The sequence below is a fragment of the Gilliamella sp. BG2 genome (assembly GCF_046635645.1).
GTDB lineage: Bacteria > Pseudomonadota > Gammaproteobacteria > Enterobacterales > Orbaceae > Gilliamella > Gilliamella bombi.
This window is the reverse complement of sequence record NZ_JBIDFF010000010.1, coordinates 60270-73856: the sequence shown is the minus strand read 5'-3', so window position 1 is coordinate 73856 and position 13587 is coordinate 60270. Positions and strand designations below refer to the sequence as shown.

18 protein-coding genes and 1 pseudogene are annotated in these 13587 nt (G+C 30.3%); 9 read left to right on the top strand and 10 right to left on the bottom strand.

Features of this window, described 5'->3' with window-relative positions:
• Positions 1-6 precede the first annotated feature (6 nt).
• From ACGH6Q_RS06100 to ACGH6Q_RS06080, 5 genes are all read left to right on the top strand, one after another.
• Positions 7-837: a phosphoenolpyruvate hydrolase family protein gene (locus ACGH6Q_RS06100; protein ID WP_174798165.1), complete on the top strand. Its 831-nt coding sequence runs from the start codon at positions 7-9 to the stop codon at positions 835-837.
• 403 nt (positions 838-1240) lie between these two features.
• A complete protein-coding gene (locus tag ACGH6Q_RS06095) occupies positions 1241-1978 on the top strand; it encodes a hypothetical protein (protein ID WP_296318030.1) in 738 nt (245 codons plus the stop codon).
• A 445-nt stretch (positions 1979-2423) separates the two neighbouring features.
• Complete coding sequence (locus ACGH6Q_RS06090) at positions 2424-2933, top strand: hypothetical protein (protein ID WP_296302540.1); 510 nt, start codon at positions 2424-2426, stop codon at positions 2931-2933.
• Between the two features lie 63 nt (positions 2934-2996).
• Positions 2997-3398 (top strand): hypothetical protein, encoded by a 402-nt coding sequence (locus tag ACGH6Q_RS06085; RefSeq protein ID WP_411592344.1) that lies wholly within the window; start codon positions 2997-2999, stop codon positions 3396-3398.
• 9 nt (positions 3399-3407) lie between these two features.
• Positions 3408-3692: a hypothetical protein gene (locus ACGH6Q_RS06080; RefSeq protein WP_065589784.1), complete on the top strand. Its 285-nt coding sequence runs from the start codon at positions 3408-3410 to the stop codon at positions 3690-3692.
• Positions 3693-3831: 139 nt separating this feature from the next.
• On the opposite strand, the gene ACGH6Q_RS06075 is transcribed toward ACGH6Q_RS06080, so the two are convergent.
• Positions 3832-4722 carry a DUF4261 domain-containing protein gene (locus ACGH6Q_RS06075; RefSeq protein ID WP_085164739.1) on the bottom strand — a complete coding sequence of 297 codons (891 nt, stop codon included), beginning with the start codon at positions 4720-4722 and terminating at the stop codon, positions 3832-3834.
• 92 nt (positions 4723-4814) lie between these two features.
• Entirely contained in the window at positions 4815-5696 is an 882-nt protein-coding gene (locus ACGH6Q_RS06070; protein ID WP_411592343.1) for a DUF4261 domain-containing protein, read from the bottom strand.
• Positions 5697-5874: 178 nt separating this feature from the next.
• Here ACGH6Q_RS06070 and ACGH6Q_RS06065 point away from each other — a divergent pair.
• The 4 genes and pseudogenes from ACGH6Q_RS06065 (at position 5875) to ACGH6Q_RS06050 (ending at position 7989) form a co-directional block, all read left to right on the top strand.
• A pseudogene (locus ACGH6Q_RS06065) lies at positions 5875-6264 on the top strand (DoxX family protein).
• 194 nt (positions 6265-6458) lie between these two features.
• Positions 6459-6677, top strand: coding sequence for a hypothetical protein (locus tag ACGH6Q_RS06060; RefSeq protein ID WP_065589781.1), 219 nt, complete (start codon positions 6459-6461; stop codon positions 6675-6677).
• Between the two features lie 151 nt (positions 6678-6828).
• Positions 6829-7185 (top strand): hypothetical protein, encoded by a 357-nt coding sequence (locus ACGH6Q_RS06055; RefSeq protein WP_065589780.1) that lies wholly within the window; start codon positions 6829-6831, stop codon positions 7183-7185.
• Positions 7186-7656: 471 nt separating this feature from the next.
• The gene (locus ACGH6Q_RS06050; RefSeq protein ID WP_085164743.1) at positions 7657-7989 is read left to right on the top strand and encodes a hypothetical protein; all 333 of its coding nucleotides are present in this window, start codon (positions 7657-7659) and stop codon (positions 7987-7989) included.
• Positions 7990-8007: 18 nt separating this feature from the next.
• On the opposite strand, the gene ACGH6Q_RS06045 is transcribed toward ACGH6Q_RS06050, so the two are convergent.
• From ACGH6Q_RS06045 to ACGH6Q_RS06010, 8 genes are all read right to left on the bottom strand, one after another.
• On the bottom strand, positions 8008-8625 hold the full coding sequence (locus ACGH6Q_RS06045; protein ID WP_174795983.1) for a hypothetical protein: 618 nt from the start codon (positions 8623-8625) through the stop codon (positions 8008-8010).
• 174 nt (positions 8626-8799) lie between these two features.
• Positions 8800-9159 carry a hypothetical protein gene (locus ACGH6Q_RS06040; RefSeq protein WP_085164747.1) on the bottom strand — a complete coding sequence of 120 codons (360 nt, stop codon included), beginning with the start codon at positions 9157-9159 and terminating at the stop codon, positions 8800-8802.
• A gap of 172 nt (positions 9160-9331) precedes the next feature.
• Entirely contained in the window at positions 9332-10453 is a 1122-nt protein-coding gene (locus ACGH6Q_RS06035) for a hypothetical protein (protein WP_411592341.1), read from the bottom strand.
• A 63-nt stretch (positions 10454-10516) separates the two neighbouring features.
• Positions 10517-10909, bottom strand: coding sequence for a DUF2750 domain-containing protein (locus ACGH6Q_RS06030; protein WP_085164754.1), 393 nt, complete (start codon positions 10907-10909; stop codon positions 10517-10519).
• A 278-nt stretch (positions 10910-11187) separates the two neighbouring features.
• Complete coding sequence (locus ACGH6Q_RS06025) at positions 11188-12069, bottom strand: hypothetical protein (RefSeq protein WP_174798161.1); 882 nt, start codon at positions 12067-12069, stop codon at positions 11188-11190.
• A gap of 127 nt (positions 12070-12196) precedes the next feature.
• Entirely contained in the window at positions 12197-12508 is a 312-nt protein-coding gene (locus ACGH6Q_RS06020) for a hypothetical protein (protein ID WP_174798160.1), read from the bottom strand.
• 40 nt (positions 12509-12548) lie between these two features.
• Positions 12549-13034 (bottom strand): hypothetical protein, encoded by a 486-nt coding sequence (locus ACGH6Q_RS06015; RefSeq protein WP_174798159.1) that lies wholly within the window; start codon positions 13032-13034, stop codon positions 12549-12551.
• 147 nt (positions 13035-13181) lie between these two features.
• Positions 13182-13541: a hypothetical protein gene (locus ACGH6Q_RS06010; RefSeq protein WP_065638937.1), complete on the bottom strand. Its 360-nt coding sequence runs from the start codon at positions 13539-13541 to the stop codon at positions 13182-13184.
• Between the last annotated feature and the right edge of the window lie 46 nt (positions 13542-13587).

Genomic DNA, 13587 nt, shown 5'->3' with positions numbered 1-13587 from the left:
AATATTATGGGTAGTCAACGCACTCAATTGTTAAAAAAATTCCACGACATGATAGCTAAAGGTCAACCAATTATTGGTGGTGGAGCTGGTACAGGATTATCAGCAAAATGTGAAGAAGCTGGTGGTATCGATCTTATTGTTATCTATAATTCAGGGCGTTACCGTATGGCAGGTAGAGGTTCATTAGCAGGATTACTTGCTTATGGCAATGCTAACGAAATTGTAATGGATATGGCTAAAGAAGTATTACCAGTAGTTAAAAATACGCCAGTACTAGCGGGTGTAAATGGCACAGATCCATTTTGTCAATTTGACCAATTTTTAGATAAATTAAAAGAAGCGGGATTTGCTGGCGTGCAAAACTTTCCAACTGTTGGACTCATTGATGGCAACTTCAGAGCAAACCTAGAAGAAACAGGAATGGGATACGCTTTAGAAGTCGAAATGATCCGCAAAGCACATGAAAAAGATCTACTTACAACACCTTATGTATTTAGTGAACAAAATGCGATCGATATGGCTAAAGCGGGTGCAGATATTTTAGTACCTCATATGGGACTAACGACGGGAGGGAGTATTGGTGCAGAAACAGCATTAAAACTAGCTGACTGTGTGCCACTAATCAATCAATGGGCAAAAGCGGCTAAAGCAATTCGCCCAGACATTATTATTTTATGTCATGGTGGTCCTATTGCTACCCCTGAAGATGCTGAATATATTTTAAAAAATTGCCCTGAATGTAATGGATTTTATGGAGCAAGTTCAATGGAACGTTTACCAACAGAAATTGCACTAAAACAAACGACAGAAAGATTTAAATCAATTCAACGACACTAACAATAATATAAGCAATAACAGCGCAACTAATGTATCGCGCTGTTATTTTTTTAAGAGAAGTGAAATTCGTTAAACTTTATTCTGATTGAAACATTATATTATTAATATCTACGCATATTTGTTATATGGCAATTTAAATTTAACAGAAACCCTAATCCCATGTAAAAATATGCATAAAAGCTTTAACAAATAAGTAAATAGCAAAACCACCAACCACTTTCAAAATTATCTTCGATTTGAAATAATTGTTTAATAATACTATTTAGATAATAAAAAATGAGATTAGTCTAACAATTCCTTCTCAAAAAGATTAAAATTGATAAATATTATTGATAAACTGGCAAATATTTTTACCAGTTTAGGCTTAAATTAATCGCAAAGTAATAGTACTAAGCAGGAACAGATGAACACTCCCCCAAAATGGTTAAGGTTGTTAATTGATGAGAATTGCTCATTTGAACGACTATTAGCCAAACTTACGAAAGCCTTTAACTGTACATTTACTTATAAAAATGATAGTGGTATTGCTAAAGCTAAGTTAGATGATTTTACTATAATAATTCATGACAAAATTGATCGTACTTTTGACATCGTCCTTAATCCATCTTATATTCTTACATTCATGATTACAGAGGATAAATCTCCTAATTACCACGTTGAAAAGCATATTCAAACAACCTTAACCAATCATAGTATTATCTATCAACACTCACAAACCAAAGATCATGCCTATCCCATTGAACTTCCTTTTTGGCAAGCGCCCAACGATGACATTGTCATAAAATCCAAAGGCGATGCTTTAACCGCCTATTGTAAAATATGGTATAAACCTGCCAAGTATTCTAAATTTACGGGTATATTTCAGTTTTCTAATGTTTGGGCAATGCGTTTTGAGCGAAACAAACAGTGTGCTTATTACAGTCATTGTGATAGCGATGATGTTAATTCTTGTTATTGGGTTGTTCCTGAATCATCATGGCTTGAGCAATTAGTCAATGAACGACAAACTCATTTCCCTAATTGGCAACAATATGATCGCGGTGACTATTGGCATTACATTATTCAAAGTGATTCATTCTACGTAGAAATCATCGCTAAACAGATCAAAATATCAAAAAAGCAATTAAAAGGTATTTTTTAAGATAAAATGGCAATATATAAAGGTCAAATCATAACTTGATATTCAATATACTATGAATCATCTAAATTTTTTTATAAACAACTTTATAAAGAAAGATAAAAAACAACGATATCACTTTCTCATTAATGGAAAGTGGCAGAAATTTGCCAATAATATCAAATATCTTGATAAACATTTGAATCACCATTGTGTAAGAATCGATAACAATGCTTTTGAAAAATTTGCTCAAATTATAAAACACTATACCATTAAATCAGGATATTATTATGATGCCTATACCAATGGGATGGAAATATCAACCCATTGTCTAGATAATATTCATGATGATAGCCTACTTATCTGCTCTGATAACAATATTGCATTTTATTTTCATCATGATAATTGGATATGGTTTTGCCAAATAAAACCTTAAGCAGCATTATAGATAAAACAGGTAACCCAAAATATGCACTCATTCAATGATATAAATCAACTTTTAATCGACTGCATTAATCTACAGGATAATTTATTAAATAAACTCTATTTATTAGCTAATCAGCCTAAAGCCGTTGAATTAATTAAAACACATTTAACCCAAAAGTTTGATCCCTTGTTATTACACTTGATCAAACAATTTCCAGAAGCAATCAAAATAAGCTTATTACCTGAAATTATCAACATTATGCAATATTTAGATGGCAATACAAAATTATGCCAAGAGATTATTTTAAGTATCAATACACAGTGGCTAGAAAAACATCTTTGGAATTATATTATACCTATTTTAGGGCAACAGAATTATGAAACATTTGGTATATTGATGTATTTATTCAATTCATTTAGCCAGAAGTTATCAAAAAAATTGGCTATTTTAGCTTTACAAAGTGACGATAAAGATGTGCAAGAAATCGGTGAGTTTTATTTATCAAATAATAGATGCCTTTTGGATGATGCTCGAAGTAGCTTGATATGCTGATTACAACAGAATCGTTAAAATCATTTTTTAAGTTAATTGTACAAAGTAATAAAAGGATTAATCATGCAGGGGTTTTTTGATAGATTAATGTTTGGTGAACTAAAGGATGTAATGATCGCTGGCTATATTGATTATGCTACCCTACCGATTTTTCCCCCATTTTATGACAGATTATATTTTATTATTGATGAAGTTATTTTTGAGTTATATCTCAGTGAAGCAGGTATTATACAATATAATGAATTAACAGAAATTAAAGCATGGTTTACTTTAGATGATGATGACCATTTTTCATTGATGTCAATTTATTCACAATTATTCAAAACTGAGCAGGCTGTAATTATCACCGATAGAACATACTCATCAATACCCTTCTCCTCAATGAGTATAAGTTACGTCAATGGTCAAGACTGCGGTAATTTACTTTTTGACCCAAATCATTTTTTTGGTTTTACATTTTTATAAAGGTTATAAATGTTAGATATTATTGATTTTATTGAATCATCATATAAAGATAATTCAGAGTTAAAACACAAACTAGAATTAGTCAAAAAATTAATTACCTACTTGTCTGAACATGATATCGACAGAACTGTTGGTGAGATTATACCTATCTTGGGCTGTAATACAGGTTATAGTGAATATCGAATCATTAATGACTGTGAATCGGATAACCCTTCACTGTGGTCTGAGTACCAATATAATGGCGAAAAGGTAAGGCTGAATTCTGGCGATATTGTACTCACAATGAAAAAATAAATTTTTGATAATGGGTTAGCACTATCAATAAGTAAATTAAGCAATAAATTAAGTGATAAAATGAATATAAAAAAATAAACGCACTATTTAAAAATAGACGTTTATTTTATTAGATTAATTTTGCTGGCAAGTTAAGTATTTATGCAGTTGCATTATTGCTATTTATTTCAACCACCAAAACATGACCTTGATCTTTCAAAAAGTATTCATCATCTTGTGGAGCGCGTAATGACATCATTTTATCATCACCCACCTCCATGGTATCGCCTGGCCTCATTGTTGCACCGCTATCACGCAAATACTGTAGGATATTGCCAAACATTTCAAAATAATATTCCCCCTCATCATGGCTATTGGCTAATACAGCAAAATCAGGCAAGCCAAAAATATCCGCACCATAAGTACGCATCCATACCCCTTTAACACCCTCTACCTCATATTTCACAAATCCACAAAAGAACGAGGGTAAGCAATAGCGTAAACTATCAATTCCATCTTTATCTGTAACCAATTTGCGAATAGTATTTATCGGTAGCGAAGTATGTCCATTTCCGTTAATCACAGCTAAAGCATTAAACTCCTCCAAACCAGCTGCTAAACGGGTTAAAGCAAGGTATTGCTCAAGTACATCTTGCTCATACCCAACATAATATAAAATTAAATGGCTATCATTATTGCGAATTTGCGCTTTGATATCCTGATTATAATGTGCAGGTGCAATACAAGTTTCTAATACCTCTGCAGGATATGGAGCATTGATACCGAATAGCTTAATCACGTGTTTTCCCCAACCAACTAAGATATAGCATCCATCATCTAACTGCCCCAATGGCTGTTGGCATTGGATATCTTTCATAGAAGAATCTATATTACGTAATTTATTTAATAAATTATTTTCATCAAAACAAAATTGTCCTTTAAAAACGACTCCTAATGCTAACGGTTCTTTAATCTCTGGATTTTCAACCAGATTCCCGCTTGCTTGTTGTTGCTGTGTTTTTTTGCCAAATAGGCGTGAAAAAATATTCATTTACTATTCCTTAATATTAAGTTTTTCTAAAATCTATTATTATCAATAAGGATACTAACCATTATATTAATAAATCTGATTTATACTAAAGATTACTCAACAAAGTATTCCATCACCAATACCATTCCACCATTTTGTAAAAAAGATTCTTGTACCAATGGATTACGCAATAACATTTTTTTGCCCTCAGTATCTTCAGTAGTATGACCTGCACGTATCATTGCCCCACTATCCCGCAAAGAAAGCAATAAATTATTGAACATGTTCATATATTTTTCTCCATCTTCATAACTATTAGCTAATATAGCAAAATCAGGAAAACCAAAAGCATCGGCACCATAAGTACGCATCCATATGCCATCAAAATGGTCAACATTAAATTCCTCAAATCCAATAAAAAATAAAGGTAAACAATTACGTAACAAATACACGCCTTTTTGTTCGGTTGCCAGTGCACTGGCAACATGAGTTGCTAAAATTTGATGAGCTTTTGCATTAATAAGAGCGCACATATCACTATGTTCAAATCCAACAGCAAACTGTGTTAGAGCAACATATTGTTCAACTAAATCCTCTTCAAAGCCAACATAGTACAACATTATATGGCTTTGATGATGATAAACTTGTTGTCTAAAATCTTGCCTTTTTTGACTACTTTCAATACAAGGTTCTAAAATTTCGGCAGAACAAGGGGAATTAAAGCAAACGATTTTAATAATGTGCTTACCAAAGACTGCATGTATATCAGCTCCATCAGCTATTTGCTCAATTGATGATTGCAAACGAATATTTTTCATTGATGAATCAATTTTGCGTAATGTTTTTAATAATTTATGTTGATCAAAAGAGAGTTTGCCATTGAATAGAACGATCAAAGATAAAGGATTTTCAATAGAAGAATTTGGCACAAAGATGTCATCTGATTGCTGGATTTCATTATCACCACGCCTAAACAAGCGAGAAAATAACCCCATTTTATATTCCTTATTAAATTCATCTTCTATTACCTAAATAGCACAAGCCTAATTGGGTACGGTTTTGTATACATTATATTTATATTGTAGAGTATTTAAAATACCAAACGATCAATTTTTTAACAAACATATCTTGGATAATTTTTAAGCTCATCGACTAAAACATCGATTAAACAACATAGCATCACTTTTATTACGTATAGCATTAGGTATTATGTTTTTGGCGCATGGGTTAACTAAACTTCTTGTTTTAACCCCCTCTGGTACAGCTCAATACTTTGAATCTATTGGATTTCCAGGATTTGTTGGTTATTTAACAATTGCTTTTGAAATTGCTGGTGGCGCTTTATTACTTTTAGGAATTCTAACTCGTATAATCAGCTCACTCACTGTTATTCAGATGATTGTTATAAGTTTTATTCATTCAACAAATGGTTGATCATTTAGCAATACAGGTGGAGGTTGGGAATATCCTGCTTTTATGGCTTTGAGTGCATTTAGTCTTGTATTATTGGGGACTGGAAAAATTAGCGTATTACCTCAAAGATATCATTCATTAACAAAATAATATGATCCTTCTATTGAATTGAACTCTCTAAACAATAACTTCCAGTACAAATAAAAAATATAGAAATTGCTCGTATTGTTTACAGTAATTTGAGAAAATATTATAAACAATACAAGCAGTTCCCATAAATTATTGTTTATAACATTTTTATTATTAGCATGAAAAATACAAAGAAGAATTACAGGTGAAATAGTATGAAAGAATATAGTTGGGTTTGGGTTTTTAAGAGAGACAATATTTCAATGGTATCTGCGGTATTTTCGTCCCTTGAAAAAGCAGATAACTGGGTAAAGCTTAACAAATTAACAGGCGTTTTGACTAAAATGCCGATAGATATTGGTGGTTATGATTGGTGTATACAAAATAGTGCACAAATGCTTGAGCACTATCATTATCAAGAAGGTATTAGATAAAGTTATATTAAATTGTTAGGTTTGTTTAAACTCACTTTATTAGTAATAGCAAAATTTTATAAATACTATAATTGACATAAATCTTACCAAGAAAAATGATATTTAAGAAAATCAGAATATTAATAATATGATACATAATGAAATAAAATTCTTGGCAACAAATATTAACTGTTATACCGAAGATCAAGTATTAATTATTGGTATCAGCAACGATCTAATATTTCCCAACAATTACTTAATATTATCTAGATTTGATGAAGATGAAGGTGATGTAGATGAATCAATAGGTATTCAAACTCATCTAACCGAAATCGAAGTAGCTAAAGCAGTTAAAAGTATCGTTTTGAAAAAAAATACACTTACCATAGAGATAAATAAACATAAAACCGAGCAAATACAGGCTAAAAAAATTATTATTGAATTTAATGAACTAGATAACACGTTGTTAATTAAATATATTAACGATATTTTCTCAGATAGTTCAGCAACTGTAATTATTAATGTATAAAAGAAGAAAAAAGAAAAATAACATGCTTTATCAACATGAATTTATAGCTTGTATCACACAAAAAATATCTGAAAAACAGGACCTGTTAGACATTAGAAAATCACTTGTTTATTTTAAAAACAAAGGCATGTCCAAAAATTGTATGTATGTGTGCTTGCAAAACTTAACATATCCTAATAGTGAAGATATTATTTTAGAATTAATGGATTTTGTAACAGGTTTTTGTCATTCTGATTTGGCTGTATACTAACATCAAAAAGAATAGATGTAGCAATTATCAAGATATAAGTATTTACATCAAATCACCCACATTGCATAAAATGATACAAGTGCGTATGTAAATGTAATAAGCTATTCTTCTGATTTAAATTAAGAAATATTTTCTATTAACCGGTTTATTATAGAATTTGGAGACAGAATCAACCTTACCCTTTAAATAACAAATTCACAAAATCTAGGATGGGATCCTTAATGAAATTTATTTATAGAAATGATAAAACAAAATCGCTTCATTGGGAATTTTGTGAGAAAAATAAAGCTCCTTTTATAGAGTTAAGTATTATTAATCATAAATTCACTAATATCTTTTATGATATAAGCAATTATCATATCTCTTTAGAAGAAATTTCTGATGATATAAAAAAATTATATTTAGCTTACATCGAATTTTGTATGCTTTCCGATCCTATAATTGAAGATTCGTATAACCAATACTATTTTTTTAATTTAATCGTAAAAAGTGAGCATGCTAATTTTTTAGCAGAAAAATTATATGATTATCTTTTATTTAGATTAAGCAATTAAGTTAGAATATTTCCACTATTAGTCAGGTTTAATTAAATAGTAGTCAAAACAGTTAGGGCAATATTTTTCTAGCCAATTTTTGGCTCTTGCACTAATAAAACAGCCTAGTATTTCAATTCCCATAAAAAAATCAGAATCATCAAGTTCGTTGCCAACAAAAGTAATATATTCCGAAGGGTTTTGCATATCGATAAGTTTATTTTTGTTTAAATGAATTTGGCTTTCTATACTAGACAAGTAATAATCTGGCATATCCTGATTTAATTTTACATCATTAATGCCATCAAAAATTAAATCCACTGGTTCATATAGATCATCTAAATAATCAGTTATATCTTTATTCACATCCCATTTTGTCCAATCAAGATTAATAATTTTCTTTTTTTCTATTTCATACAAAAATTTAATGCCTTTTAATGAGGAATTTTCGATTAGTTCCTTTATTTCTTTTGTAAAAATAAAGTTATTACTTGAAAAATAAGCTTTTGGAGTAAAAGGTCCGGTACGTTCGATAGCAATAGACTGCTTATTTTCATCCCAAGGTGTTAACCCTGTCCAAAGTATATCGCCCCAGTCGCCCCAAGGGGCGGTTTTATTTTCAATTAAGAATAGGAAGCGCTGATCTTTTGATTTCATGATTATGTACCTTTACATTGATACCCAAATAAACGTGTTATGACACTAGAAATAACAGCCTATATTCCATAGATCACTTAAGCTTTTTGTCAGACAATTAATTTATTTTTTTATCAATGCTTATAGCGTTACAAAAACGGTTGCATAATTATTACATGCGCAGCTATATTTTTGTTAAAACATGGTCAAGCAAAAATCACTATCTATGAAACGATACTCTAGCCAGTTGCCAGATTTTTTACTGTATCCTTGTAATATAAAATTATTTTGTTCAAGCGATATTTTCTGAATATATTCAAAAAACTCTAATTCATGTTTGAATAACGTTTTCTGTTCAAAGCGATTATTCAAATGATTAACGATAAAAACATTTGCTTCAAAAAATGACCAATTAAAAATCGATAAACAAACATTAGTTATGTGTTGTTTTGTCTCTAATTGGTAAACTGATGCAAAATATATCTTAATTTTATGAGAAAATATTTTAGTATCCAAGATATTGCAATCAGCTGTTTCTATATGTTGTATATTCATTTTTTAGCAGCTTAGTTTGTTTTAAACAATAGATTGCTTTAAATCAACAATATTATCGTAAATATCTAAAGCGCTTATTACCTAATCATATAGAAGAATGTGATTGGTATAATATTACTTTATCTGGCGATATCATTGAGTCAATTAAGAAGATTTGCTTTTTTAACTTATCTTAATTTACTCTCAGTGACGGTTTATTAAGCTTTATAGTTAACTCTTTGATACATTCATTCGCCATTTTTTTGTATTTTATCGCATTTTCTTCAGAATAGTTTTCATCAACCATTTTTTCAAAATCGGCAAGTGTACCAAAAAATTCCATTGCTTGGATTGCAAATGCGCCATTAACCCAACAAGCAAAAATAATTTGCGAGTTATCTTCGCTAGTTTTACGATAAGCTATATTCTGTATTTGATCTATATCCAAATATATGCCACGACCAACAGATAAGTTTTCGGGTAATGATGTGATTTTGGTTGACTGTATATTTAAATGTTCACCAACAAATAAATTTTTAGGCAATGCTTGAATTTCTGTATTCGCTAGACTTAAATACCCGCCTACAGATAAATGTTCTGGTAATGTTTGGATTTTTGTATTTCTTAAATTTAAATAACCACTAACAGAAAATTTTTCGGGTAGTTGTTTGATGTTTGTATTTCTTAAATCTAAATCACCACCGACGGTTAAGCCTTCAGGTAATGATTGAATATTTGTATAGGCTAAATCTAGATCGCCACCAACAAATAAGTTTTCAGATAATTTGTTGATCTGACTATTGATTAAATATAAATCTCCACCAACCGACAAATTTCTTGGTAGTATTTCAATTTCTGAATTTTCTAGATTTAAATTACCACCAATAGATAGGTTATCAGGTAATTCTTTGAGCTCTGAAAAGACAAGATCTAAATCGCCACCAATTGATAAATTTTCTGGTAATGATTGAATGTCTGTATTTCCTAGATATAAATCACCGCCAATAGATAGATTGTTAGGCAGTTCTTTGATATGTGTAAACGATAAATATAAACTACCACCTACAGATAAATTGTCGGGTAATAATTGAATTGCTGAATCTGTTAAATCTAAATCACCGCTAACAGAAAAATTTTTAGGTAGTGCTGCAATTTTTGTATAAGCTAAAACCAAATCGCCGTTAATCAATAAATTATCGGGTAATACACAAATTCCTTTTTTTGTTAAATTTAAATTATTATTAACTATGATTTTATTATCGTTAATACAGTATTTTACGCCTTTTTTGTTTAATAACTCCAAAAACTTTTCCATTATATCTCGCATAAATAATAAAGGTTGTTATAATTTTATTCTTATTCTGATATTAATATAAAATTACATATAATTACTACATTCGTGTTCTAAATCAAGCAGTAAACTTTCAGCATCAACAACTGGGGTATTAGATAGACCTGGAACTGAGAAAATACCGACTTGAGTCCCTTTTGATGATAATTTAGGCAACAAATCATCCATTATATAATCAAGCGATAATGCTTTTGGTTTGTAATTCTCCCAACCATCTATAGCACAATTTGCAGCATATTCACGAGCTGGCCATAATATAAGAACTTCACTATTGTCACCATTTATGCCACTCAAGGCAAAACCATCATAATCCAAAACCCAAGCTTTTTCGTTATCAACAATTCTTTTTATAGAATAAATGTATCTCTCCTTGCTGCCTTTATTTGACATAGCTTCGATTTCTTTGGCTGATACTTTCATAATTAGTCCTCGTATTTTTTGCTTACGTTTGGTAAGCATAGGTAATAATAATTATCATGTCAATGTTGAAAATTTGTATAAATTAGAGTATTGAAATACAGTATATTGATATCCGTGCTTTTTTATAACATGTTAAATTTTAAAATAAAATGAAAGCGTGATTTGAAATGACTGTCCACCAAAATGGGGACAGTTCACATTATTTGGTAGTATTCGGCATTGTAATCATTTTGCCGATCTTATTGGGGTAATCAAGGTAGAGTGTTTTTTATTTTATCTTAATTTACTATCGGTAACGGTTTATTAAGCTTTGTACTCAGCTCTTTGATACATTCATTCGCCATTTTTTTGTATTTTATCGCATTTTCTTCAGAATAGTTTTCATCAACCATTTTCTCAAAATCGGCAAGTGTACCAAAAAATTCCATTGCTTGGATTGCAAATGCGCCATTAACCCAACAAGCAAAAATAATTTGCGAGTTATCTTCGCTAGTTTTACGATAAGCTATATTCTGTATTTGATCTATATCCAAATATATGCCACGACCAACAGATAAAGTTTCGGGTAATTCTTGAATTTCTGTCGATTCGATGTTTAAGTGACCATCAACGGATAAGTATTCAGGTAACCTAGTCATTTTGGTAAATTTCAAATCCAAATCACCTTTAATAGAAAAGTGTTCTGGTAATGCTTCTATTTCTGTAAATCCTAAGTATAAATTCCCACCAACTGATAAGTTTTCGGGTAGCATTTTGATGTTTGTCACTGTTAAATTGAGATCACCTTGGACAGATAGGTTTTCTGGTAGTGCTGTTATGTTTGTTTTTGCTAAATTTAGACTACCACTAATCGAAAAATTCTTAGGTAATGCTTTGATTTCCGTATTTGTTAAATATAAATAGCCACCAATAAGTATATTTTCAGGTAATTTTTTGATTTCTGTATTTGTTAAATCTAAATCACCACTAACAGAAAAATTTTTAGGTAGTGCTTCAATTCTTGTATAAGTTAAAATCAAATCCCCGTTAACAAACAAGTTTTCAGGTAATGCTTTAATTCCTTTATTTCTTAGATTTAAATTACCATCAACTGTGATCTTATTGTCTTCAATGAGGTATTTTATACCTTGTTTATTTAGTAATTCTAAAAATTTTTTCATAATTTCTCTTTAGCGATAAAAACTGTTTTAAATAGACTACATTAATGTGGTTAACAACGGTAAATTTTACTACTACAGATTTTTGCTTAAAAACGGAAAGACCTTTTTTTGACCTTCCCATTTTGGATTAATCCAAAAAATCATCATTTTCAAGGTAATAAATAATAGCATCTAATAAATCTTTTTTTGTAGCATTAGGATGATGTTCAAGTTTATTATCAATAATGGCCTGAAATGTCGGATATTCTAACCATGCTTCATATTTATCAGGTGAATCATCCATTTCATCAAATTCATCTTCCGTCTCTGCAATGTAATAATTGGCATTTTTAATGCAATTGATCTCATTTATAAATTCAGGTTCTACAAAAAAAGACCAAGGTTCATTCAAATTTTTATAAATACGGAACAAATTATCAATTCCTCTTATAGTTTTCATTCATAATCTCCAATTATTATTTACAATAAATTGTATCTGGCTATTTTCTGCCATCATCACAACCATCGTCTTTATTTATTTCATTATTCCACTCTAAACTGACTTGCTCATCATAGCATGGTGGAATTTCTTTATCTAGAACAGGTAAATATTCGCCGTTTATTATATTATATGCATGTTTTCTATAAGGATACTTAGATATTATATTTTTAATATCATCATACAAATTTTCTTTTTTTAACCAGACGTTACCACATTCACCACACCCAAAAAATGGAGGGATATCTTCAATATAAGATACTATACCCGTACATGTTTCTTTAGGGCATCTTAACCCATTAACAACAGGGATTTGTTTATTGTCTAGGTTAGTTAACCGCATTGGATTAAAAGCATAACTCATAAAACAATAAGGGCACTGTATCATAATGAATTTCATGTTTTTTTCACGAGAAACTAAGATGAATCGGTCTTGCTCCTCTGATGCTATAAATGCTTTATTACAATTATCGCAGAATAAATTCATACCGACCTCTTTTAATTAGTACCAAATAAGGGATATTCTTTTAGGATACTTGTGTAAATCTTTATTATTGACGAAATAATGGGTTTTTATGATGTACAACCATATTATCAGCCAATTTTCCTTCCAAATTATTACAAACGTTAATAACTATTTGTAGCTTACTTCACATTGACCAATCACATCAAAAATATGATCATAAGTACTTAAAACATAATGTTCATCTTGTTCCTTATCAAATACTTTATCGAAACAAGATTTTTGTACCAGCTGATATTTTGATTCATCAATCATCGTAATAGTTAAACTTTTTATATTTTTAAATTTAAAACAGATTAAAGCCTCGCCTTCTAATCCTCTGCTGGGTTGGCAATGTGGTAACCACAAAGAAGCTACTACCTTTAATTCCAGTGGAAACATATCAAATATGATGTCTTTTAATATTAAAGCGTCTCTTCCATATATTTCTCCATAGATTGTTTCAATTGCCTGATTGTTTACTTCTGGCATTTTATTTTTCTCCTATTTCGACTATTCCCAAACTGTCGTCATGTAG